The 24,511-nt window shown below is 70.2% G+C and carries 18 protein-coding genes; 11 read left to right on the top strand and 7 right to left on the bottom strand.

Annotated elements, in window-relative coordinates; all coding sequences use genetic code 11:
* Positions 1-49 precede the first annotated feature (49 nt).
* The gene (locus AB0O76_RS24720; RefSeq protein WP_365495206.1) at positions 50-826 is read left to right on the top strand and encodes a thioredoxin domain-containing protein; all 777 of its coding nucleotides are present in this window, start codon (positions 50-52) and stop codon (positions 824-826) included.
* A gap of 78 nt (positions 827-904) precedes the next feature.
* On the top strand, positions 905-1,834 hold the full coding sequence (lgt, locus tag AB0O76_RS24715) for a prolipoprotein diacylglyceryl transferase (RefSeq protein ID WP_365495203.1): 930 nt from the start codon (positions 905-907) through the stop codon (positions 1,832-1,834).
* 145 nt (positions 1,835-1,979) lie between these two features.
* On the opposite strand, the gene AB0O76_RS24710 is transcribed toward lgt, so the two are convergent.
* Genes AB0O76_RS24710 through AB0O76_RS24680 form a run of 7 tightly spaced genes read right to left on the bottom strand, consistent with a single transcriptional unit; the run spans position 1,980 to position 9,847 of the window.
* On the bottom strand, positions 1,980-2,813 hold the full coding sequence (locus AB0O76_RS24710; RefSeq protein WP_365495201.1) for a CoA ester lyase: 834 nt from the start codon (positions 2,811-2,813) through the stop codon (positions 1,980-1,982).
* Positions 2,810-3,997, bottom strand: a complete 1,188-nt coding sequence (locus AB0O76_RS24705; protein ID WP_365495198.1) for a CoA transferase — start codon at positions 3,995-3,997, stop codon at positions 2,810-2,812. Before AB0O76_RS24705 ends, AB0O76_RS24710 begins: the two co-directional genes overlap by 4 nt.
* Positions 3,994-4,902, bottom strand: a complete 909-nt coding sequence (rbsK, locus tag AB0O76_RS24700; RefSeq protein ID WP_365495195.1) for a ribokinase — start codon at positions 4,900-4,902, stop codon at positions 3,994-3,996. The genes AB0O76_RS24705 and rbsK overlap by 4 nt, the downstream gene beginning before the upstream one ends.
* Positions 4,899-6,302 (bottom strand): ADP-ribosylglycohydrolase family protein, encoded by a 1,404-nt coding sequence (locus AB0O76_RS24695; RefSeq protein WP_365495192.1) that lies wholly within the window; start codon positions 6,300-6,302, stop codon positions 4,899-4,901. The genes rbsK and AB0O76_RS24695 overlap by 4 nt, the downstream gene beginning before the upstream one ends.
* The gene (locus tag AB0O76_RS24690) at positions 6,299-7,462 is read right to left on the bottom strand and encodes an ADP-ribosylglycohydrolase family protein (RefSeq protein WP_365495189.1); all 1,164 of its coding nucleotides are present in this window, start codon (positions 7,460-7,462) and stop codon (positions 6,299-6,301) included. Before AB0O76_RS24690 ends, AB0O76_RS24695 begins: the two co-directional genes overlap by 4 nt.
* Positions 7,422-8,843 (bottom strand): ADP-ribosylglycohydrolase family protein, encoded by a 1,422-nt coding sequence (locus tag AB0O76_RS24685; protein WP_365495186.1) that lies wholly within the window; start codon positions 8,841-8,843, stop codon positions 7,422-7,424. The genes AB0O76_RS24690 and AB0O76_RS24685 overlap by 41 nt, the downstream gene beginning before the upstream one ends.
* The gene (locus tag AB0O76_RS24680) at positions 8,840-9,847 is read right to left on the bottom strand and encodes an ADP-ribosylglycohydrolase family protein (RefSeq protein WP_365495183.1); all 1,008 of its coding nucleotides are present in this window, start codon (positions 9,845-9,847) and stop codon (positions 8,840-8,842) included. Before AB0O76_RS24680 ends, AB0O76_RS24685 begins: the two co-directional genes overlap by 4 nt.
* Before the next feature lie 247 nt (positions 9,848-10,094).
* Here AB0O76_RS24680 and AB0O76_RS24675 point away from each other — a divergent pair, with 247 nt between their 5' ends.
* From AB0O76_RS24675 to AB0O76_RS24635, 9 genes are all read left to right on the top strand, one after another.
* On the top strand, positions 10,095-10,826 hold the full coding sequence (locus AB0O76_RS24675) for a VIT1/CCC1 transporter family protein (RefSeq protein ID WP_365495180.1): 732 nt from the start codon (positions 10,095-10,097) through the stop codon (positions 10,824-10,826).
* A 306-nt stretch (positions 10,827-11,132) separates the two neighbouring features.
* Positions 11,133-15,701 (top strand): glutamate synthase large subunit, encoded by a 4,569-nt coding sequence (gltB, locus tag AB0O76_RS24670; protein ID WP_365495177.1) that lies wholly within the window; start codon positions 11,133-11,135, stop codon positions 15,699-15,701.
* Positions 15,694-17,154: a glutamate synthase subunit beta gene (locus tag AB0O76_RS24665; protein WP_365495174.1), complete on the top strand. Its 1,461-nt coding sequence runs from the start codon at positions 15,694-15,696 to the stop codon at positions 17,152-17,154. Before gltB ends, AB0O76_RS24665 begins: the two co-directional genes overlap by 8 nt.
* Positions 17,155-17,887: 733 nt before the next feature.
* Positions 17,888-18,592 carry an urease subunit gamma gene (gene ureA, locus AB0O76_RS24660; protein ID WP_365495171.1) on the top strand — a complete coding sequence of 235 codons (705 nt, stop codon included), beginning with the start codon at positions 17,888-17,890 and terminating at the stop codon, positions 18,590-18,592.
* Positions 18,593-18,666: 74 nt separating this feature from the next.
* Positions 18,667-20,601: an urease subunit alpha gene (gene ureC, locus AB0O76_RS24655; RefSeq protein WP_365495599.1), complete on the top strand. Its 1,935-nt coding sequence runs from the start codon at positions 18,667-18,669 to the stop codon at positions 20,599-20,601.
* A 99-nt stretch (positions 20,602-20,700) separates the two neighbouring features.
* Positions 20,701-21,375 (top strand): urease accessory UreF family protein, encoded by a 675-nt coding sequence (locus tag AB0O76_RS24650; RefSeq protein ID WP_365495168.1) that lies wholly within the window; start codon positions 20,701-20,703, stop codon positions 21,373-21,375.
* 28 nt (positions 21,376-21,403) lie between these two features.
* Entirely contained in the window at positions 21,404-22,099 is a 696-nt protein-coding gene (gene ureG, locus AB0O76_RS24645; RefSeq protein WP_365495165.1) for an urease accessory protein UreG, read from the top strand.
* Complete coding sequence (locus AB0O76_RS24640; protein WP_365495162.1) at positions 22,096-23,001, top strand: urease accessory protein UreD; 906 nt, start codon at positions 22,096-22,098, stop codon at positions 22,999-23,001. The genes ureG and AB0O76_RS24640 overlap by 4 nt, the downstream gene beginning before the upstream one ends.
* Before the next feature lie 190 nt (positions 23,002-23,191).
* Positions 23,192-24,493, top strand: coding sequence for a sugar ABC transporter substrate-binding protein (locus tag AB0O76_RS24635; RefSeq protein ID WP_365495159.1), 1,302 nt, complete (start codon positions 23,192-23,194; stop codon positions 24,491-24,493).
* The last annotated feature ends 18 nt before the right edge of the window (positions 24,494-24,511 follow it).

Here is a 24,511-nt window from a genome sequence, read left to right as displayed (position 1 = left end):
CCTGGGACCGGGGAGGCATGCTCGTGCCTCCCCGGTTCGTTGGCGGGGTGTGAGCGAGAAGAACCGTGAGGGAAAGCGCGCGGCCCGCGACCGGCTGGCGGAAGAGCGAGAGCGGCAGAAGTCGCGGGAGAAGCAGCGCAGGGTGTTGATCGTGAGTGCCGCCGTCGTCGGCGTCCTCGCGCTGGCCACCGTGGCGGGCCTGCTCGCCTCCAACTCGGGCGACGACAAGGACACTTCGGGTCCCGTCGCGATCCCGCAGGGGGCGATCGGCAAGGATCAGCTCGCGCTCCCCGCGGGCAAGGACAGCGCCAAGTCGACCCTCACCGTCTGGGAGGACTTCCGCTGCCCGGCCTGCAAGTCCTTCGAGGACGCGTACCGCACGACGATCCATGAGCTCACCGACAAGGGCCAGCTCAAGGCCGAGTATCACCTGGCCACGCTCATCGACGGGAACATGGGCGGCAGCGGCTCGCTGCGCGCGGCGAACGCGGCGGCCTGCGCCCAGGACGCCGGGAAGTTCGCCCCGTACCACGACGTGCTGTTCAAGAACCAGCCCGCGGAGACGGACGACGCCTTCGCCAAGAACAGCCGGCTGATCGAGCTCGCGGGCCAGGTCGACGGACTCGACACCGCCTCCTTCAAGAAGTGCGTCGAGGACGGCGAGCACGACAGCTGGGTCGCCAAGTCGAACAAGGCCTTCCAGGACGCGGGCCTGCAGGGCACGCCCAGCGTGCTGCTCGACGGGAAGAACATCTTCGCGGACCAGAAGAACCCGCTGACCCCGGCGAAGCTGAAGACGATGGTGGAGAAGGCGAACGCGGCATAGCTGACGCGGCGTAGTTATGGAGCCGTAGCCGGGCTGGTTGCCTTGGGCACCACCCGGCACGGTAGCGTCGGACCTGCCATGGACCTTGCCTTCATTCCCAGCCCGTCGCGCGGTGTGGTCGAACTCGGACCCATTCCGCTGCGCGGCTACGCGTTCTGCATCATCATCGGCGTCTTCGTCGCCGTCTGGCTCGGCAACAAGCGGTGGATCGCTCGCGGGGGCCGCTCAGGCACCGTGGCCGACATCTCCGTCTGGGCCGTGCCGTTCGGCCTCGTCGGCGGGCGTCTCTACCACGTGATCACGGACTACCAGCTGTACTTCAGCGAGGGCCGTGACTGGGTGGACGCCTTCAAGATCTGGGAGGGCGGCCTCGGTATCTGGGGCGCGATCGCGTTCGGCGCGGTCGGTGCCTGGATCGGCTGTCGCCGGCGCGGCATCCCGCTGCCCGCCTGGGCCGACGCGCTCGCTCCCGGCGTCGCCTTCGCGCAGGCGATCGGCCGCTGGGGCAACTGGTTCAACCAGGAGCTGTACGGCAAGGCCACGGATCTGCCGTGGGCGCTGAAGATCACGTCGGCGGAGGACGGCCGGGTACCCGGCACGTACCACCCGACGTTCCTCTACGAGTCCCTCTGGTGCATCGGCGTCGGCTTCCTGGTCATCTGGGCCGACCGGCGCTTCAAGCTCGGACACGGTCGGGCGTTCGCCCTGTACGTGGCGTCGTACTGCGCCGGGCGCGGCTGGATCGAGTACATGCGCGTCGATGACGCCCACCATGTCCTCGGCCTCCGCCTGAACGTCTGGACCGCCATCGCGGTGTTCATCCTCGCGGTCGTCTACTTCGTCCTGTCGGCGAAGTCGCGCCCCGGGCGCGAGGAGATCGTGGAGCCTGTGCCCGCCGGTGAGGAGACCGCCGAGGGCGGGGACGCCGAGCCGTCCAAGGACAAGGCCGAGGATGCGGACGCCGAGGACGCGGACAACGACGGTGCCGAGTCCGCCAAGAAGGGCTGAGTCGCCTTCTTCTTTGTACGTTGACGGGGCCGCCGGATCGTTTGATCCGGCGGCCCCTTCGCGTGTGCGGAGGGGGCGGGGAGATAGCCCCGGGTAATCGGGTGGGTGGGCGGGAAAGCTTGTTCGGTGAGGCTGCGCTGCGGGGTCAGAGTTGGCGGTGCGTAAGGGAGAGGGTCCGCCGAGCGCCCTCCACCACCGCCGCGTCGATGAACGTGCCGTCCGGCAGGGCCAGCGCCCCCGATTCCGTTGCCGCCGCCTTGAGGATCTGTTCGGCACGGTCCACCTCCTCCGGGGTGGGGAGGTACGCCCGCTCGATCACCGGGAGCTGCCGGGGATGGATCGCCGCGCGGCCCAGGAAGCCGAGCCCGCGGCCATGGGCGCAGGACGCGGCGAGGCCCGGCAGGTCGAGGATGTCCGGGTACACCGACTGCGCGGGCGGCGCGAGCCCCGCCGCCCGCGCGGCCACCACCACTCGGGCACGCGCCCAGTCGAGGCCCGCGTCGTCCCGTACTCCCAGATCCGCGTGGAGATCCGCCTCGCCGATGGACAGGCCGTGCAGGGCCGGGTGCGCGGTGGCGATGGCGTACGCGTGCTCGAGACCGACGGCCGATTCGAGCAGGGCGTGCAGGGCCGGGGCGCCGCCGTCCGCGGGGGCCGCCTGCTCGGCGACGCGGACGACGTCGGCGGCGGACGTCACCTTCGGCAGGCGAAGGCCGGAGACACCGGGAAGGTGCGCGATCGCCCGGAGATCGGCCGCGGCGAGCGGGCCGTCCAGGGCGTTCACACGGACGTGGACGGGCACGGGCTGAGGCTCGGAGAGGAGCTCGGCCGTGGCCGATCGCGCGTACTCCTTGCGGTCGGGGCCGACCGCGTCCTCCAGGTCGACGATGACGGCATCGGCGCCCGCGAGCAGCGCCTTCGCCACGACGGACGGACGGTCACCGGGGGCGTACAGCCAGGTCAGCGGGGTGTCTCTCACAGCGCGCCCGCCTTGCGCAGCTCGGTGATCTCCCTTTCGGACAGGCCGAGTTCCGTCAGGACCGCATCCGTGTCCGCGCCGTGCGGGCGGCCCGCCCAGCCGATGCCGCCCGGTGTCTCGGAGAGACGGAAGAGGACGTTCTGCATGCGCAGGGGCCCCAGTTCGGGGTCCGGGACGGTGGTGACCGTGTTCAGGGCCTCGTACTGAGGATCCGTCATGACGTCGCGTACGTCCTGGATCGGGGCCACCGCCGCCTCCGCCTTCTCGAACGTCTCGATCACCTCCGCACGGGTGTGGCGGGCGATCCAGCCGCCGACCGCCTCGTCGAGCGCGTCCGCGTGGTGGGCCCGCTCGGCGCCGCTCGCGAACCAGGGCTCGGCGATCAGATCCGGGCGGCCCACCAGGCGCAGCACACGTTCCGCGATCGACTGCGCGGAGGTGGAGACGGCGACCCAACTCCCGTCCGCCGTGCGGTAGGTGTTGCGGGGCGCGTTGTTCGTCGAGCGGTTGCCCGTGCGGGGCTGTACGTGGCCCAGCTGGTCGTACCAGAGCGGCTGCGGGCCGAGGACCGTGAGGATCGGCTCGATGATCGCCATGTCGACGACTTGGCCACGGCCCGTGCGGTCGCGTGCCGCAAGCGCCGTCATCACCGCGTACGCCGTCGCCAGGCCCGCGATCGAGTCGGCGAGGCCGAAGGGCGGAAGGGTCGGCGGCCCGTCCGGCTCGCCGGTGATCGCGGCGAAACCGCTCATCGCCTCGGCGAGCGTGCCGAAGCCGGGGCGGCGGGCGTACGGGCCGAACTGGCCGAAGCCCGTGACGCGGGTCAGGACCAGGCGGGGATTGGCCTCGCTCAGCTCCTCCCAGCCCAGGTCCCACTTCTCCAGGGTGCCGGGGCGGAAATTCTCGATGAGTACGTCGGCGGTCGCGGCGAGTCGCAGGAGCGTGGCGCGGCCGCCCGGTGTCGAGAGATCGAGGGTCATGGTGCGCTTGTTGCGGCCGAGCAGCTTCCACCACAGGCCGACGCCGTCCTTCGACGGGCCGTGGCCGCGCGACGGGTCGGGGCGGGTGGGGTGCTCGACCTTGACGACCTCCGCGCCGAAGTCGCCGAGCATCGTCGCGGCGAGCGGTCCTGCGAAGAGGGTCGCGACATCGAGGACGCGTAGACCGGTGAGAGGCGGGGTCATGACACTGGTCCGTTCGCTTCGTTGTCGATCTCCGAGCGGTACGGCATGGACGCCGAAGCCCCGGGACGCTGGACGGAGAGCGCGGCCGCCGTCGACGCCCACGCGAGTGCCTCCGGCACCGACCCGCCCTCGGCGAGTGCCACCGCGAGGGTGCCGACGAAGGTGTCGCCAGCGCCGGTCGTGTCCACGGCGGTGACGTGCGGGGCCTCCACGAGCACCGGCTCGGCGTCGCGGGCCGCGTACAGGCTGCCGCGCGCGCCCAGGGTGACGACGACCTCGGGGACCTGGGCGAGCAGCGCCTTGGCGGCCGCGTGCGGGTCGGTGATGCCGGTGAGGGTGGCCGCCTCGTGCTCGTTGGGCACCAACAGGTCGGTGACGGCGAGGAGTTCGGGGGGCAGGGGCTGTGCGGGTGCGGGAGTCAGGACGGTGCGTACGCCGTGCCGGCGGGCGGCCTCGGCCGCGGCGAGCACGCCTTCGACGGGGATCTCCAGCTGGAGCAGCAGGGTGTCGGCCGAGGCGATCAGGCCCTCGTCGCCGGGGGCGAGCGCGGTGAGCGTGCCGTTGGCGCCGGGGATGACGACGATCGCGTTGCCGCCCTCGTCGTCGACCACGATGTGGGCCGTGCCGGTGGCCGCGGTGTCGACGGTGCGCAGCAGGTCGGTGTCGACGCCGGAGTGCTCCAGCGTGCTGCGGAGCTGGGTGCCGAAGGCGTCGGCGCCGACCGCGCCGATCATCGAGACGTTGTCGGCGCCCGCGCGGGCCGCGGCGACGGCCTGGTTGGCGCCCTTGCCGCCGGGGAGCGTGCGGAACTCCCGCCCGGTGACGGTCTCTCCGCGCTGCGGCGCCTTGGCCACGTACGCGATGAGGTCCATGTTCGTGCTGCCGAGCACGGCGATATGGGTCATGGGCGGGGGGTCTCCTGGGTCGCGTTGGTCTCGTTGATCTCGTTGGTCTCGTGGGCGAGTTCGGTGGTGAGGTCCGCGAGGGTGTCGAAGCCGATGCCGTCGAAGCCGGGGATGGAGGTGGCGAGACGGTTCTGGAGCGGGGATGTCCAGCGGTCGGGGAGCGCGTCCGGGTTGCCCGCGAGCAGGCCTGCGATCGAGCCCGCGGTGGCGCCGTTCGAGTCGGTGTCCCAGCCGCCGGATACGGCGCGAGTGATGGAGCCGCTGAAGTCGCCTTCGGCGTGGGTGAGGGCGGCGGCCAGGAGGGCGGCGTTGGGGACGACGTGCACCCAGTGGTAGTGGCCGTAGGCGGCGTGGAGCTCGTCCACCACGTGCTCGAACTGGCTCTGCTTTCCGGCCAGTTGGATGCTGTGGCGGACGGCTCGGGCGAGACGGGAGTCCTCGGGTACGACGGTGAGGCCGGTGCGCAGACAGTGGTGGACGTCGCCGGTGCCTGCCGCCGCCTCTGCGATGGTGGCCGCCGCGAACATCGCGCCGTACACGCCGTTGGCGGTGTGGGTCAGGGCCGCGTCGCGCTGGGCCTGTTCGGCGGCTTTCGCGGGGGCGCCGGGGTTGGTCCAGCCGTGGACGTCGGCGCGGATCAGGGCGCCGATCCACTCGCGGAAGGGGTTGTGGTGGGTGGCGGTGTGCGGGGGTTCGATGCCGTTGAGGAGGTTGCGGTAGGCGATGCGTTCGGCGGTGAAGGTGCGGGCCGCGGGGAGCTCGTCCAGCCAGAGCTTTGCCACGTCCGTGGTGGTGAAGGATTTGCCGTGGCGTTGGAGGAGGCGGAGGTTGAGGAGGGGGTAGTTGAGGTCGTCGTCCTCGGGCATGCCGGTGATGTTTTCGGCGAGGGCTGTTGTGGCCGAGCGCTTGTTCCAGGGGTGGGCCTCCCTGAGTTCTTTGGGGACGCCTCTTTCCGTGAACCAGGTGGTGAGGGGCCAGTTGCCCGTTGCTTTGGCTAGGGCTCTGATGCCCGTCAGGGGGAGCTTCTCTACTGGCTTGCCCAGTAGGCAGCCTGCGGCTCTGCCTAGCCACGCGGCGTGGAGCCTCGGCCTGATGACGCCCTTGGGCTGCTTTTGCGGTGGCCCGGCATGGGGGTTGTGCCCACCCGTTCCGCCGTGCGGAACGCCTGCCCACAACAGGGGCGGGGGCCGGTCGGACAGCTCGGCCAGTAGTTCCTCCGCAAGGGCCCGCAAGTGCGGGGAGGGCGGGGTCGGGGACGCCCCCGCTCTGGCGGGGGCCAGGTGGCCGCCTGCTGCCAGCCAGCGGGAGCGTACCGCCGTGATGTTGTGGCCCTCTTCCTCCGCCTGGCGGAGTTCGTGGCCGAGCAGGTCCTCCGGCTGGACCCAGGTGAGGCGGATCATGTCGTCGCCGTCAAGGCTGTGTACGCCGACTCGTGGGCGCGGCGGCGGTGTACGTCCCGGGTGAAGACCTCCTGGGTGACCTCCGTGAGGGTGGTCGCGGGGGCGTGCAGGTCCAGGCGGCTGGCCTCGGCCACCGTCTTGGCCCACTCGGGCGGGGCGCCGGAGCCAAGGGCGCCCGCGATCGCGCCGCTCATCGTCGCGATGGAGTCGCAGTCCCGGCCGTAGTTGACCGAGCCGAGGACCGTGTGGCGGTAGTCGCCGTCGCCGATCAGGAGCATGGCGAGGGCGATGGGGAGTTCCTCGATGGAGTGGAGGCGCGAGGGGCGGCGGGCGCCGAGGGACGGGTTGCGGTAGTCGGGGCCGACCGTGTCGAAGGGGGTGACCGCGGTGCGGAGGGGGGCGAGCGCCGACTCGAACTCCCGGTGCTGGGAAGCCACTTCGGCCGCTTCCTCGATCGCGGACCGGGTTCCGTCCTTCGCGAGGGAGAGGGCGGTGTCGATCACCGAGGTCGCAGTGGCGCCCGGCACGCACGCCGCCGCCACCGCTGCCGCGAAGACTCCGGCGGCCTCCCGTCCGTACGACGATTGATGCGCGCCCGCGACGTCGAGCGCCTCGGCGTACGCACCCGCCGGGTTCGCCGCGTTGACGAGGCCGACCGGCGCCATGTACATCGCGGCGCCGCAGTTCACGATGTTTCCGGTGCCCGCCTCGCGCGGGTCGACGTGGCCGTAGTGGATGCGGGCGACGATCCACTTCTCGGCGAGGAAGATCCGCTGGAGGGGGAGGGCGTCGGCCTCCAGTTCCGGGATCCAGCGGGGGTTCGTCATGAGGTCGGGGACCAGGTGGTCGGCGACGGCGTAGGCGTCCAAGTGGTCGCGGACGGCGGCGTACACGCGTACGAGGGCATGGGTCATCAAGGTGTCGTCGGTGACGTGTCCGTCGCCCTTGTGGTACGGCGCGATGGGGCGTGCGGTGCGCCACCGCTCGGCGTTCCAGGGGCCGACGATGCCGTGTACGCGGCCGCCGTGCCGTTCGAGGATCTGCTCGGGGGAGTAGCCCTCGACGGGGCCGCCCAGGGCGTCGCCGACCGCGGCGCCGACGAGGCAGGCGGTGACGCGTTCAGGGAGCGATACCGCTGGTGGTTCCATTGCTTGCGTCATGTCGGGATTGTCCTCCTGGGGTAGTCGGTTCCGTGGCTGCCAGGTGCCTGGCGAGTTCCACCAGGTCGGTGCCGGCGAGGCGGGGGAGCGCGCAGCCGGAGAGGGTGCGGCAGGCGTCGCGCCAGGCCTCGGGGATGGCGGTCGCACCGCCGAGCACGCCGGTCAGCGCGCCGGCGAGGGCGGGCGCGGAGTCCGCGACGCGCGAGAGGCACGCGGCGGCGGGCACCGCGTCGCGGATCCGGCCGCGGGCCGCGGTGGTCAGGGCGAGGGCCACCGGGACGGTCTCGGCGGCGGCGATGCCGTAGCTGTAGACGTGGTCGACGATCTGGTGCTCCAGGCGGGGGACGAGGCCGAACGCCCCGTCTTCCTCCGGCTGGGTGCGGGCGAGTTTGACGGCGTGCCAGGCGTTGCGGCCGATCTCGGTGTGCTCGGGGAGTTGGGCGAGAGCGGCCTCCACGGTGGCGTCGACTTCCGCGCCGCCGAGCGCCGCCGCGATCGCCGCGGCCATCGCGCGGGCGCCGTGTACGCCGTCGCCGTCCTGGGTGTAGCGGGCGTCGAACTCGGCGAGGGCGGCGGCCTGTTCGGGGTCGCCCGGGTGGACCAGGGCGAGGACGCAGGCGCGTACGCAGGCGGCGTCGTCGAAGAAGTGGGGGTTGTCGTGGCCGGTGGCGGGTGGGCGCAGGCCTGCGGCGAGGTTGCCGAGGCCGGCGCGTACGGAGATGCGGGCGCGGAGGGGGAGTACAGCGGACTCGACTTCGGGGGCGCGGGCCGCTGCCGCTGCGATTTCGCTGGCGAGGGCGCCCCAGGCAAGGTCCAGGGCCGCGCGGACCCGGCGGTCCGGGGGCAGGTGGGGGTCGAGCGTTCCGTCCGCCGCGCGGAGCAGTGATTCGGCGGTGAAGGCTGCCCATTCGGCGTCGTCGGAGGGGCCGAGGCGGAGGGGCTCTGGGGGCTGGTTGAGTGCGATGGGGACGGGGAGGGTGGTCGTTGCGTTCTGCTCGGCGAAGGTGTCGAGTTCGCGGGTGAGTCTGCGGGTCCACTCGGGCATGCGGGCTGCGCGGTGCTTTGAGGCGGGCCAACCGGCGGCGTCGCCAGCGGCGAGGCCAAGGAGCAGGCCCTCTGTGCGACTTGCCTCACTTTCCCGGACGCCCCGTTCATCGGCACCCGGCGCTGGGGGCTGTGCCCACCCGTTCCGCCGTGCGGAACGCCTGCCCACAGCGGGTGCGGCTGGAGGGGGTGTGCCCACGGCGGGTGCGGCTGGAGGGGTTGTGCCCACGGCGGGGGCGGCCGGAACGGCCGTGTCGGCGCCTGAGGCCGATGCGGGGTAAACGGGTGGGTGGGCGGGAGAGATCCGCCGCGAAGCGGCGGCTTTGTCGGCAGTCATCGCGACTCCCCGTCAGGGATCAGCAGCTCCGCCACGTCCAGGACGTGATGCCCCCGCATCGAAGGCAGGCAGCTTCCCCGCGCGGGAGCGACCGCCGCCGCCCACGGCAGGGGGATCGACGAGACCCCGCAAGTCGCCCCGGCCAACGCGCCGGCCACCGCGGCAGTGGTATCCGCGTCGCGCCCCATGTTGACCGCGGTCAGCACCGCCCCCCGGAAGCGGCCCGCCGCCGAGGCGTACGCGCCGAAGGCGAGGCCCACCGCCTCCGGAGCGAGGTCGGTCCAGGGGTAGCCGCCGATCACCACCGCGGAGCGGACCGCGCGTTCCCCGCGGTGTGCCACCGCCACCGCACGCCGCAGCGAGCGGGAGGTCCAGCAGTCCTCCGGGATGACGGACAGGGCGGAGGCCACCACGGAGTCCACCGGGGCGCCGCCCATGGCCGCCGCGACCCCCGCCGCCACGGCCTGCCCGCCGTAGATGCCCTCACCGTCATGGCTGACCGAGCCGTCGATCGCGACGAGTCGGGCCGCTTCGGCGGGCCGGCCCGCGGCGAAGACGCCGAAGGGCGCGGCCCGCATCGCCAGGCCGTCGCTCCAGGCGTGCCGGTGCTGGGCGGAGATCGGGGCGGCGAGACCGCGCCGCAGGTTCTCCAGCGTGCCGCGCTCGCTGAAGCCCGCGCCGCGGAACGGGCCCTCGTCCAGGTCGGCGATCCACTCGTGCCAGGCGGCCTCGACATGCCCGACGGTCAGCGCCGAGCCGTGCCGGGCGAGCAGAAGGCCGGAGAAGATCGCGTACTCGGTGTCGTCCGTGCCCGCCGGATGTTCGGCGACGTAACCGGTGATGCGGCCCCAACGGGCCCGGATCTCGGACGGTTTCATGTTCTCCGCGGGTGCGCCGAGCGCGTCGCCGACCGCCAGGCCGAGCAGCGCGCCGCGCGCCCGTTCACGGAGGTCGCCGGCGTCGCCGGGCGTCGGGACCGAGGGAACGCATGCGATGGATGCCATGCCGAGCCTCCCTGTTGCGCAGGTGGTGCGCGAACCGCTGGATGCGGTGCTTGGTTCATCCCTGCCACATGGGGTGCTCACACGAGCATCCCAGAGCTCAGATCACTCCTTCGCTCGCCTCTCCGAGGCCGTCGGCACCCCCTCCGCCGACCCGCGTTTTCGCAGGTAAGTACGGCCTTCCTTGCTGGCGGGAGTGATTTTTCGCGCGTACTTTGGAACTCGTCCAAATATTGAGGGGGTCCACACCATGGCGATCATCGAGACCGAAGCGACGCTGCACGAGGCGCACCGCGACAACCACACCCACCGCGACGTCAACGGCGGCTGGCTGCGTCCCGCGGTCTTCGGTGCGATGGACGGTCTCGTGTCCAACCTGGCCCTGATGACCGGCGTCGCGGGCGGCGCCGTCTCGCAGCAGACGATCGTCATTACCGGCCTCGCGGGGCTCGCCGCCGGTGCCTTCTCCATGGCGGCGGGCGAGTACACCTCCGTCGCCTCGCAGCGCGAGCTCGTGCAGGCCGAACTGGACGTCGAGCGCCGGGAGTTGCGCAAGCATCCCAAGGACGAGGAGAAGGAGCTCGCCGAGCTGTACGCGTCGCGCGGCGTCGAGCCGGAGCTGGCCCGCGAGGTCGCCAGGCAGCTCTCCAGGGACCCCGAGCAGGCCCTGGAGATCCACGCCCGTGAGGAACTCGGCATCGACCCGGGCGATCTGCCGTCGCCGACCGTCGCCGCGGTGTCGTCCTTCGGCGCCTTCGCGCTCGGCGCGCTGCTTCCCGTACTGCCGTATCTGCTCGGCGCGACCTCGCTCTGGCCCGCTCTGCTGCTCGCGCTCGTCGGGCTCTTCGCCTGCGGTGCCGTCGTCGCGAAGGTGACCGCGCGCTCCTGGTGGTTCAGCGGTCTGCGGCAGCTCGCGCTCGGCGGGGCGGCGGCGGGTGTGACGTACGCCCTGGGCAGCTTGTTCGGTACCGCCGTAGGATGAGCCGATGCAGTCCTATGCGGGGTCCTGCATAAGTAGCCGTTACTCGGCGGTTTCGATTCCTTAACCACCGGGCATGAGCCGTAAGCGCTGCGGGCAATGAGGCCTGTGTCGCTCTGGGCCTACGGTCATGGATCTGTCCGCATAGGCCCCTTCCCTGCCGCTCTCCACATTTCCGAGCGGTGTCCACATGGTGGAATGAGCTATCCGCTTTTCGAGAAGCGTTCCATCATGTAACCTGCACGAAATTTTGCCTGGGCCAACGTCGTCCCTCGCTCTGCATATGCCACGACGACGACGGGAGAGCCAATGCGTACGCACGCCTGGTCGCCCATGGATGGTCGCCCTGCCCCCCAGGGCATGTACGACCCCCGTAACGAACGCGATGCCTGTGGCGTCGGGTTCGTGGCCACCCTCACCGGTGTAGCCAGCCATGAGCTGGTCGAACAGGCGCTGACCGTACTGCGCAATCTCGAACACCGTGGCGCCACCGGCTCCGAGCCGGACTCCGGCGACGGCGCGGGCATCCTGCTGCAGGTCCCGGACGCGTTCCTGCGCGAGGCCACCGGCTTCGCGCTCCCCGAGGCCGGTGCGTACGCCGTCGGCATCGCCTTCCTGCCGGTCGACACCGCGGGCACCACCGACGCCGCCGTCTCACAGATCGAGACGATCGCCTCCCAGGAAGGCCTGACCGTCCTCGGCTGGCGCGATGTCCCCGTCGCCCCCGAGCTGCTCGGCGCCACGGCCCGCTCGACGATGCCGGTCTTCCGGCAGATCTTCGTGGCCGACGGCGAGAGCACGGGCCTCGAGCTGGACCGCAAGGCGTTCGTGCTGCGCAAGCGCGCCGAGCGCGAGGCCGGGACGTACTTCCCCTCGCTCTCCGCCCGCACGATCGTCTACAAGGGCATGCTGACCACCGGCCAGCTGGAGCCCTTCTTCCCGGACCTGTCCGACCGCCGTTTCGCCTCGGCCGTCGCGCTCGTCCACTCCCGCTTCTCGACGAACACGTTCCCGAGCTGGCCGCTCGCCCACCCGTACCGCTTCGTCGCGCACAACGGCGAGATCAACACGGTCAAGGGCAACCGGAACTGGATGCGGGCCCGCGAGTCGCAGCTCGCCTCGGACCTTTTCGGTGCCGAGAAGCTCGATCGCGTCTTCCCGATCTGTACGCCGGACGCCTCCGACTCGGCGTCCTTCGACGAGGTGCTCGAACTGCTCCACCTCGGCGGTCGTTCGCTGCCGCACTCCGTCCTGATGATGATCCCCGAGGCGTGGGAGAACCACGGCTCGATGGACCCGGCGCGACGCGCCTTCTACCAGTACCACTCCACGATGATGGAGCCCTGGGACGGCCCGGCCTGCGTCACCTTCACCGACGGCACCCAGGTCGGCGCCGTGCTCGACCGCAACGGCCTGCGCCCGGGCCGCTACTGGGTCACCGACGACGGCCTCGTCGTCCTCGGCTCCGAGGTCGGCGTCCTCGACATCGACCCCGCCAAGGTCGTCCGCAAGGGCCGTCTGCAGCCCGGCAAGATGTTCCTCGTCGACACCGCCGAGCACCGCATCGTCGAGGACGACGAGATCAAGGCAGGACTCGCCGCCGAAGCTCCGTACCAGGAGTGGCTGGAAGCCGGCGAGATCGAGCTCTCCGACCTGCCCGAGCGCGAGCACATCGTGCACACGCACGCCTCCGTCACGCGCCGCCAGCAGACCTTCGGCTACACCGAGGAAGAGCTGCGCATCATCCTCGCGCCGATGGCCAAGTCCGGTGGCGAGCCGCTCGGCTCGATGGGCACGGACACTCCGATCGCGGCACTCTCCGAGCGCCCGCGGTTGATCTTCGACTACTTCACGCAGCTGTTCGCGCAGGTCACCAACCCGCCGCTCGACGCCATCCGTGAAGAGCTCGTCACCTCGCTGCACTCCTCGCTCGGCCCGCAGGGCAACATCCTGGAGCCGACCGCCGCGACCTGCCGCAGCGTCACGCTGCCCTTCCCGGTGATCGACAACGACGAGCTGGCCAAGCTCATCCACATCAACGCCGACGGCGACATGCCCGGCATGAAGGCCGCGACCCTGTCCGGTCTCTACCGCGTCAGCGGCGACGGCGACGCCCTCGCGGCCCGCATCGACGAGATCTGCTCCGAGGCCGACGCCGCCATCGAGGCCGGCGCCCGCCTGATCGTGCTCTCCGACCGGCACTCCGACGCCGAGCACGCGCCGATCCCCTCGCTGCTTCTCACCGCGGCCGTCCACCACCACCTCATCCGCACGAAGCAGCGCACCCAGGTGGGTCTGCTCGTCGAGGCGGGCGACGTGCGCGAGGTCCACCACGTGGCCCTCCTCATCGGCTACGGCGCCGCGGCGGTCAACCCGTACCTGGCGATGGAGTCCGTCGAGGACCTCGTCCGCGCGGGTACGTTCCTGCCGGGCATCGAGGCCGAGGACGCCATCCGCAACCTGATCTACGCCCTCGGTAAGGGCGTCCTGAAGGTCATGTCCAAGATGGGCATCTCCACCGTCGCCTCCTACCGCGGCGCCCAGGTCTTCGAGGCCGTCGGTCTCGAATCCGCCTTCGTGGAGCGGTACTTCAGCGGTACGACGACGAAGATCGGCGGCGCGGGACTCGACGTCATCGCCAAGGAGGTCGCCGCCCGGCACGCCAAGGCGTACCCGGCGTCCGGCGTGCCCTCGGCACACCGCGCGCTCGACATAGGCGGCGAGTACCAGTGGCGCCGCGAGGGCGAGCCGCACCTCTTCGACCCGGAGACGGTCTTCCGCCTGCAGCACTCCACGCGCAACCGCCGCTACGACATCTTCAAGAAGTACACGGACCGCGTGAACGAGCAGTCCGAGCGCCTGATGACGCTGCGCGGCCTCTTCAACCTGAAGGGCGACCGCCCCGCCATCTCCATCGACGAGGTCGAGCCGGCCTCCGAGATCGTCAAGCGGTTCTCGACCGGCGCCATGTCGTACGGCTCGATCTCCCGCGAGGCGCACGAGACCCTCGCCATCGCCATGAACCAGCTGGGCGGCAAGTCCAACACCGGTGAGGGCGGCGAGGACCCGGACCGTCTGTACGACCCGGCGCGGCGCTCGTCCATCAAGCAGGTCGCGTCCGGCCGCTTCGGCGTGACGAGTGAATACCTCGTCAACGCCGACGACATCCAGATCAAGATGGCCCAGGGCGCCAAGCCCGGCGAGGGCGGCCAGCTGCCAGGACACAAGGTGTACCCCTGGGTCGCCAAGACCCGGCACAGTACCCCCGGCGTGGGCCTGATCTCCCCGCCGCCGCACCACGACATCTACTCCATCGAGGACCTGGCCCAGCTGATCCACGACCTGAAGAACGCGAACCCGCAGGCGCGGATTCACGTGAAGCTGGTCTCCGAGGTCGGCGTCGGCACGGTCGCCGCGGGCGTCTCCAAGGCGCACGCCGATGTCGTACTCATCTCGGGTCACGACGGCGGTACGGGCGCCTCGCCTCTGACTTCTTTGAAGCACGCGGGCGGCCCCTGGGAGCTGGGCCTCGCCGAGACCCAGCAGACCCTCCTCCTCAACGGCCTGCGCGACCGCATCGTCGTCCAGACCGACGGCCAGCTGAAGACCGGCCGTGACGTCGTCATCGCCGCGCTGCTCGGCGCCGAGGAGTTCGGTTTCGCGACCGCGCCGCTCGTCGTCTCCGGCTGCGTCATGATGCGCGTCTGCCACCTGGACACCTGCCCGGTCGGCATCGCCACGCAGAACCCGGCGCTGCGCGAGCGGTTCTCCGGCAAGGCCGAGTACATCGTCAACTTCTTCGAGTTCATCGCCGAAGAGGTCCGCGAGATCCTCGCCGATCTTGGATTCCGCACCATCGAGGAGGCCGTCGGCCACGCCGAACTCCTCGACACCGAGCGGGCCGTGAACCACTGGAAGGCGCAGGGCCTCGACCTGGAGCCGCTCTTCCACGTGCCCTCGCTGCCCGCCGGCGCGGTCCGCCACCAGATCACGGTCCAGGACCACGGCCTGGAGAAGGCGCTCGACAACGAGCTGATCAAGCTCTCCGCCGACGCCCTCGCCGCTTCGAGCGCGACGGACGCACAGCCGGTCCGCGCTCAGGTCGCGATCCGCAACATCAACCGCACGGTCGGCACCATGCTCGGCCACGAGGTGACGAAGAAGTTCGGTGGCGCGGGCCTGCCCGACGACACCATCGACATCACCTTCACCGGCTCGGCGGGCCAGTCGTTCGGCGCGTTCGTGCCGCGCGGTGTGACCCTGCGCCTGGAGGGCGACGCCAACGACTACGTCGGCAAGGGCCTGTCCGGCGGCCGCATCGTGGTCCGCCCGGACCGCGGCGCCGATCACCTCGCCGAGTACTCGACGATCGCGGGCAACACCATCGCGTACGGGGCGACGGGGGGCGAGCTGTTCCTGCGCGGCCGCACCGGCGAGCGCTTCTGCGTCCGCAACTCCGGTGCGACGGTCGTGTCCGAGGGCGTGGGCGACCACGGCTGCGAGTACATGACCGGTGGCCACGCGGTGGTTCTCGGCGAGACGGGCCGTAACTTCGCGGCCGGTATGTCGGGCGGTATCGCGTACGTCATCGACCTCGACCGGGACAACGTCAACTCCGGCAACGTGGGCGCGATCGAGGCCCTCGACGACTCCGACAAGCAGTGGCTGCACGACGTCGTGCGCCGCCACGCGGAGGAGACCGGATCCACGGTCGCCGAGAAGCTGCTCGCCGAGTGGTCCGTCTCCGTGGAGCGCTTCAGCAAGATCATCCCCAGCACGTACAAGGCAGTGCTCGCCGCCAAGGACGCCGCCGAGCGAGCCGGTCTCTCCGAGACCGAGATCACCGAGAAGATGATGGAGGCGGCGACCAATGGCTGATCCCAAGGGCTTTTTGAACCATGGCCGCGAGGTCGCGCAGACCCGCCCGGTCGGCGAGCGCGTCCAGGACTGGAACGAGGTCTACGTTCCGGGCTCCCTCCTCCCGATCATCTCCAAGCAGGCGTCGCGATGCATGGACTGCGGCATCCCGTTCTGCCACAACGGCTGTCCGCTGGGGAACCTGATCCCGGAGTGGAACGACTACGCGTACCGCGAGGACTGGCAGGCCGCGTCCGAGCGACTGCACGCCACGAACAACTTCCCGGAGTTCACCGGCCGCCTGTGCCCGGCCCCGTGCGAGTCGGCGTGCGTCCTCGGCATCAACCAGCCCGCCGTCACCATCAAGAACGTCGAAGTCTCGATCATCGACAAGGCGTGGGACACGGGCGATGTCGCCCCGCAGGCGCCGGAGCGGCTGAGCGGCAAGACGGTCGCGGTCATCGGATCCGGCCCCGCCGGTCTCGCCGCCGCCCAGCAGTTGACCCGTGCCGGACACACGGTCGCCGTCTACGAGCGCGCCGACCGCATCGGCGGCCTGCTCCGCTACGGCATCCCCGAGTTCAAGATGGAGAAGCGGCACATCAACCGCCGCATCGAGCAGATGCGCGCGGAGGGCACCAAGTTCCGTACGGGCGTGGAGATCGGCCGCGACATCGACGCGGCGAAGCTGCGCAAGCGCTACGACGCGGTGGTCATCGCGGCAGGCGCCACGACCGCCCGCGATCTCCCCGTCCCCGGCCGGGAGTTGAAGGGCGTCTACCAGGCGATGGAGTACCTCCCCCTGGCCAACAAGGTCCAGGAGGGCGACTACGTCACCACGCCCGTCTCCGCTGAGGGCAAGCACGTCGTCGTGATCGGCGGCGGCGACACCGGCGCGGACTGCGTGGGTACGGCCCACCGCCAGGGCGCGGCCTCGGTCACGCAGCTGGAGATCATGCCCCGTCCGGGCGAGGACCGTCCGGCGAGCATGCCGTGGCCGACCTTCCCCATGCTCTACAAGGTCACTTCGGCGCACGAGGAGGGCGGCGAGCGGGTCTACTCCGTCTCGACCACCCACTTCGAGGGCGACGAGGACGGCAACGTCCAGTTCCTGCACCTCATCGAGGTCGAGTTCATCGACGGCAAGCTGACCCAGAAGCCGGGCACGGAGCGCAAGATCCCCGCCCAGCTGGTCACCCTTGCCATGGGCTTCACGGGCACGGACCGCGAGAACGGCCTGGTCGACCAGTTCTCCCTGGACCTCGACGAGCGGGGCAACGTCGCGCGCGACGCCGAATTCCAGACGAACGTGCCGGGTGTCTTCGTCGCCGGTGATGCCGGGCGCGGCCAGTCCCTGATCGTCTGGGCGATCGCCGAAGGCCGTTCCGCCGCGCGGGGCGTGGACCGATTCCTGACCGGAGCCAGCGATCTGCCGGCCCCGATCCGCCCCACGGACCGTTCCCTTATGGTCTGACCTGTACGGTTCTTCCGTACGACCCCTCATACGTCCCGTACAACGGCGTACGGAACTGAGCGACGCCCGCCTCGTCCCCGACCGGACTTGGGCGGGCGTCGTGGCGTTTCTGGGGGGGGCTCAGCCGAGGTGGGTGAGGAACGCCTGCCAGGCGTCGTGACCGAAGTAGACCACCGGGCCGATGGGGCGTCAGCGAGCGTGAGGGCGGGATCGGGAAGACGGTGTGGGTGGAGCTGAAGTGCCCGGACATCGTTCCTGTCCTGGCAGGGACTGAGGGCGGCCGCGATCACGGTTGCCGTAGTCCTGGGCTTGGACGAGGGTCCTGCGCCGAAGGTGCCCGTCGCCGAGCCGCTGACCGTACAGACAGTGTCGGCGAAACCCGCCAGGCCGCACTGATTGCAGGAAAGTCCCGGCAACACACCGCATCTTGCGGGACTTTCCTGCGTGACCTGGATCCGGGCGGCATTCCCGGCGGCGCCGACGCGTCATGTGCGCCAGCTAGTTGGGCTTACGGCGCCTTGTTCAGTGGCGCGGGAGTCGTTGTCCGCGTCACCTGATCAGGGGTGATGTTGGAAGCTCGTTGATCGTGACACGCTTGAAAGTGTGAATGGAGGCCTCGCCTCCGTTTCCTTTCCTGCCAGGGTCGTTGTGCCAATGAGTGGCGTCCGCACCGAGTTCTCCTCGTGCGTCTTCGCCGCGCACGTCACGCCGAACCACAGGAAGGAGAACCCGCATGCATCTGACGCCACATGAGCAGGAGCGGCTCATGATCCGTGTCGCGGCGGATCTGGTAGAGCGACGCCTCACGCGGGAACCGGGCCTGAAGCTGAACTATCCCGAAGTCATGGCGCTGTTCGCGGCCTACGTGCTGGAGGAGGCCCGCCACGATACGAAGACGGTCGCCCAGCTCATGGACACCAAGTTGAGCGATGTGGCGGCGGAGCTCAACAAGCGCGTCCCCGCCGTGACGACCATCGAGGTCATGGACGGTGTCCAGGAGATGATCCGCGATGTGCAGGTCGAGGCGACGTTCAAGGACGGGACGAAGCTGGTGACCATCCCGGATCCGCTCGGCAAGGCGCGGCCCAACGCGCGGGTCTACCCGGGCAAGTACGAGCTTCTCTCGGACGACGGTCGGCACGCGGTGCCGTACAACGAGAGCAACCCGCGCTACTCGAATCCGCTGAAGCTGCAGGTGGAGAACAAGTTGGGCCGCCCGATCCAGGTCGGCTCCCACTTTCACTTCGCTGAAGTCAACGACGGACTCACCTTCGACCGGACCGCAGCGAGGGGTATGCGTCTGCATATCGCAGCCGGTACGTCGGAGCGGTTCGAGCCCAACGACAAGCGTGATGTGTACCTGGTGCCCATCCAGGGAGACCAGTTGGTAAAGGGCCTTCGGGCCGGTAAGACCCCGACGGAATGGCCGGTGCCCTGATGAGTAATGGTTCCAATCCGGCAACTGTTGTGAGTCTGCAGCCGCCCTCTCTCAGCTTCACCGAGCGCCCCCCGATCCCGCTGTGGCGGAAGGACTACGCCACGCTGTACGGTCCGACGACCGATGACCGGATCAGGCTCGCCGACACCAACCTCGTCGTCAAGATCGAGCAGGACTGGTGCGGCGGGCCGGGCCGTAGCGGTGACGAGATGCTTTTCGGCGGCGGCAAGGTCATCCGCGAGTCGATGGGTCAGTCGCACATTCCGCGGGACGACGGCAGCACTCCGACGGCCAAGAAGCCGGTGGACACAGTGATCACCGGTGCCTTGATCATTGACTACTGGGGTGTGGTGAAGGCCGATGTCGGCCTGCGGGACGGGAAGATCAAGGCGATCGGCCAGGCCTACAACCCGGAAACGATGTCACCCAAGGCCCAGGACCGGGCCAACAAGCGTGCCTCGAACTTCGTGGTGGGGCCGGAGACCGAGGTGATCTCCGGCAACGGGCGGATCCTGACCGCGGGCGGCATCGACACCCACGTTCACTTCCTGGGCCCCGGGCAGATCCACGAGGCGCTCGCATCGGGCGTGACCACGCTCATCGGCGGCGGTACCGGCCCCGCCGAAGGCAGCAGGGCCACCACCATGACGCCCGGTAAGTGGCACCTCCGGCGGACGTTCGAGGCCCTGGACGCCTACCCGGTCAACATCGGCCTGTTCGGCAAGGGCGGCACGGTCTCCGAGAAGGCGCTGAAGGACCAGATCCTCGCGGGCGCCATCGGCCTCAAGGTCCACGAGGACTGGGGGGCCACACCCGCGGCCATCGACATGGCGCTGAAGGTCTGTGACACCTACAACGCCCAAGTCGCCCTGCACGCCGACTCGATGAACGAGTCCGGGTTCGTCGAGGACACCTTCGCGGCGACGAAGGATCGCCAGACCGGCGAGTACCGAGGCATTCACGTCTTCCATGTCGAAGGCGCAGGCGGCGGCCACGCACCGGACATCATGAAGCTGGTGGGCAAGGGCCACGAAAGTGTGCTGCCCGCGTCGACCAACCCGACCCGGCCCCTGACGAAGAACACCGTCGCTGAGCACATGTACATGATGGTCATCTGCCATCACCTCAACCTCGACGTCCCCGCGGACAGGGATTACGCCGACTCACGCATCCGGCCCTCCACCATGGCCGCCGAGGACTGGCTGCACGACACTGGTGCCATCTCGATGATGTCCTCCGACTCGCAGGCCATGGGGCGTATCGGCGAGATGATCACGCGGACCTGGCAGACCGCGCACGTCATGAAGGAACGCCGTAGGCACCTGCCGCAGGACACCCCGGAGCACGACAACTTCCGCGTCAGGCGCTACATCGCCAAGTACACGATCAACCCGGCCATCGCCCACGGCATCGACGATCACGTCGGCTCCGTCGAGAACAACAAGCTGGCGGATCTGGTGCTGTGGGAGCCGAAGTTCTTCGGCGTCAAGCCACACATGATCATCAAGGGCGGGCAGATCGCCTACGCACAGGCCGGTGACGCCAACGCGTCGATCCCGACACCGCAGCCGTACCTGCCACGCCCGGTGTGGGGGGCATGCGGCCGGGCACCGGGAGGCAACTCCTTCAACTTCGTGGTGCCCGAGGCCGTCGACATCAAGAAGAGGTACAAGCTGACCAAGGGGGTGAAGAAGACCAAATCCACCCGCGACGTGACCAAGCGGAGCATGGAGCTCAACGATGAGTCGCCGGAGATCAAGATCGGCGGCGATGCCTTCGACGTCACCATCGGCGCGCCCCCGGGCACGCCCCCGCCCCCGCCTCATCCCCCGGGCACGGCCGCGGGCACGGGCAGGGGCACGACCAAGGATGCCCCCACCCTGCTGAAGAAATACCCGGAGGACCCGGCGAACCCGGCGGACAAGCCGATGTTCGTACCGAACCAGATGCCCGATACGGAGCTCTACGAGACAGAACTCCCCATGGCACAGCGGTACTTCCTCTTCTGACCACGGCGTCGGCCCGGCGGCACCCTGCCGCCGGGCCGCCCGTCCCGGGAAGTCCCTCCCCCTGAACTCCGTACCTGCGAAAGGCAGGCCACCGCTCCCATGAGCCATGCCGCCCTGCTCGTCCTGGCCGACGGCCGATTCCCCGCCGGTGGGCACGCCCACTCCGGCGGTGTGGAGGCCGCGGTCGCCTCGCACGGTGTGCACGACGCCGCGAGCCTGGAGGCGTTCTGCCGGGGCCGCCTGCACACCGCCGGGCTGACCGCGGCCGGCCTCGCCGCCGCGGCCGCCACCGGATACGACCCGCTGGCCCTTGACGAGGCCGCCGACGCGCGCACCCCCGTACCGGCGCTGCGCCTGGTGGCCCGCAAGCTCGGTCGGCAGATGCTGCGTGCGGCCCGCGCCGCCTGGCCCTGCCCCGAGCTCGACCAGATCGCCCGCTGTCTGCCGCGGGGCGCACACCAGCCCGTGGTCCTGGGCGTCGCCGCCCGCGCCGCCGGCCTGACCTCCTTCGACGCCGCCCAGTGTGCCGCGTACGAGAGCATCGGCGGCCCCGCGACGGCGGCGGTGCGGCTGCTGAGCCTCGACCCGTTCGACGCGACCGCCCTCCTTGCCCGGCTCGCCGGTGAACTCGACGACATCGCGCGCACCGCCACCGACGCGGCGGCGCAGCTCGCCACCGATGGCGTCGGAGTCCTGCCCGCCGCGTCCTCGCCGCTGCTCGACATCACCGGTGAACAGCATGCCGCCTGGCCCATGCGCCTCTTCGCCTCCTGATCTCCACGACCGATCGGATCGATCCCCCATGCACCTCGACCACGACACGTCCCTGCCGCACCACCACACCCCCAGCGCCGAGGCACTGCGTCCTGACGGCAGGCGCCGCGCCCTGCGCATCGGCCTGGGCGGGCCCGTCGGATCCGGCAAGACCGCCACCGTCGCCGCGCTGTGCCGTGCCCTGCGAGACCGGCTGTCCATCGCGGTCGTCACCAACGACATCTACACGCGCGAGGACGCCGAGTTCCTGCTCCGCGAAGCCGTTCTGCCGCCGGAGCGCATCACCGCCGTCGAGACCGGCGCCTGCCCGCACACCGCGATCCGCGACGACATCTCCGCCAACCTCGAAGCCGTCGAACAGCTGGAGGAGGCGCTGCACCCGCTGGACCTGATCCTCATCGAGTCCGGCGGCGACAACCTCACCGCCACCTTCTCCCGCGGGCTCGTCGACAACCAGGTGTTCGTCATCGACGTATCCAGCGGTGACGACATCCCCCGCAAGGGCGGTCCGGGTGTCACCACCGCCGACCTCCTCGTCATCAACAAGACCGACCTCGCCCCGTACGTCGGCGCGAACCTGGACACCATGGCCGCCGACGCGAACAAGCAGCGCGGCAGCCTCCCCGTCGCGTTCACCAGCCTGGCCTCGGACGACGGCATTCAGCCGGTCACCGAGTGGGTCGACGGATGTCTTTCCGCCTGGCTCGCCGAGGCCGCCGCGTGACAGCGACCGCACCGCACCCGAGCCCGCCACCCACGGTGGCACCCCCCGCGCTCATCGCCGGAGGAAGCGAGACGGACAGCGGACAGACGGACGAAACGCACGTGGCCGAGCGGGTGCACCCAACGGACCCCGAACTCTCGGGAGTTCAGGCCACCGCCTTCATCAGGGCCGCCCGCGACGGCTCCGCCACGATCGTCCCGCTCATGCGCAACAGCGGCCCCTTCCACCTGCATCAGACGCAACCACACGGCGAGTGGGCCCGGGTCTGCGTGATCAGCTCCATGTGCGCACCGCTCGGCGGGGACCGTCTCGCCCTCGACATCACCGCCGAGGAACACGCCAAGCTGGAGGTGACCACGGCAGCCGCCACCATCGCGCTGCCCGGTGCCACCGCCGCCCCCGCCACCTACGACGTCCGTCTCCAAGTCGCCGAGCACGCCATGCTGACGTGGCTGCCCAAGCCCCTGATCAGCGCCCGGGGCAGCACCCTCCACCAGACCTGCACCGTCGACCTCGCGCCGACCGCCGCCGTCGTGTTGCGCGAAGAGCAACTCCTCGGCCGCACGGCAGAGCCCCCCGGCCACCTCACCACCCACCTCACCGTGTACCGCGGCGGCCGTCCCGTGCTCGACCAGCACACCGCCTACGGCGGGACGGCCCCGGCCTGGGACGGCCCCGCCGTCCTTGGCGGACACCGTGCCACCGGCCAACTCCTCGTCGTGGACCCCCACCTCACCACCGACCACCCGCCGATCCTCATCGGAGACGACCCCGAGGCAGGCCACGCCGTTCTCACCCCACTCGCCCGGCACCCCGCCCTCCTGGCCACCGCCACCGCCCCCACCCTCCACGCGGTGAGCAAGCTCCTGGACGCCGCACTCGAACACATCCGGAACATGTAGCCGGGATCGCGCCCCCTGCCTCTCCTGGCGTCCGCCGGCGGATTGCGGCGGCCGCAACGCTCATCACGGTTCGGCCGCGTCTCGGCACATGGGCTCGGATGGGTCTAGACCGCGCCAAGGCCCAGTGACCACAATCGCTCCCACCAACGGATCGGCGCACCACCAAGCACGAACCCATGAGGGGGCCGGCATGAAGCGACGGGTCATCGCGGCAGGTATCGCCATGACGCTCGGACTGACCGCGACGGCATGCGGCGGCGATGACGGGAGCGACAGCGGCGGCAAGGCCACCGACGGCAAGGGCAAGACCCTCACCGTATGGATCATGGAGGGGACCAACCCCGACGCCAGGCCCTTCTTCAAGGAGGCCGAGAAGGCCTTCCAGAAGAAGACCGGCGCCAAGATCCACGTCGAGTACCAGCAGTGGGCCACCGCGCAGAAGAAGTTCACCACCGCGATCGAAGGCGGCGAGGACCAGGTCCCGGACGTGGCCGAGGTCGGCACCACCTGGGTCCCGCAGTTCGCCGAGACCGGCGCGCTCGTCGACGTGACCGATGACGTGAAGCAGTCCGGGCTGAACGACGATCTCGTCGAGGGCCTCAAGGACGCCGGCACGCTCGACGGCAAGCAGTACGGCATGCCCTGGTACGCGGGCGTCCGCTCCATCGTCTACCGCAAGGACATCTTCGAGAAGCACAAGCTGAAGGCCCCGACCACCTGGAAGGAGCTGCAGGCCGCTGCCAAGACGCTGAAGGAGAAGGAGCCCGGGATGATTCCCTTCCCGGTCGCAGGCGGCGCCGAGATGTTCGCCGCGCCCTTCATCTGGGGCGCCGGTGGCGAGCTCGCCACCGAGTCGGGCGGCAAGTGGAAGTCCGGGATCAACTCGCCGGAGGCCGTGAAGGGGATCGAGTTCTACACCGGGCTCGCCACCAAGGACAAGGTCTCTCCCGCCAAGGTCAACACCTGGACCGAGAAGGAGGTCGGCGACGCCTGGAACAAGGGCCAGATCTCCATGGCCGTCGGCGGCAACTGGACCCCGAAGGCGATCGTCGACGCGAACCCGAAGCTGAAGGGCAAGCTCGCCGCCGTGCCGATTCCCGGCCAGACCGGCGGCATGAGCAAGTCCTTCCTCGGCGGCTCCTACCTGTCCACGTTCAACACGGACAAGAAGGACCTCGCCTGGGAGTTCGTGAAGATGCTGACCACGGGTGAGTTCGCCGCCAAGTGGGCCGCGGAGACCAACTACTTCCCGGGGCAGAACTCCGAGCTGAAGAAGATCGAGGCGAAGAAGGACCCGCTGGTCGAGCCGTTCGCCCAGCAGATGCTGGAGGCCGGCGCGACGGTCCCCAAGACCAAGGCGTACGGCGAGATCCAGGCCTCCAAGGTCATCCCCGGCATGGTGCAGTCCATCCTGACCGGCAAGTCCTCCGTCCAGGAAGCGGCGGACAAGGCGGCCGAGGACATGGACGCGATCTTCGCCAAGGACAAGTAGGCGAGGGCGAGTCGGCAC

This window comes from Streptomyces sp. NPDC086554, from assembly GCF_040686095.1.
In the GTDB taxonomy this organism is placed as follows: Bacteria; Actinomycetota; Actinomycetes; order Streptomycetales; family Streptomycetaceae; genus Streptomyces.
Note: the sequence above shows the minus strand (reverse complement) of the source record. Positions and strands in the feature narration are given on the sequence as shown.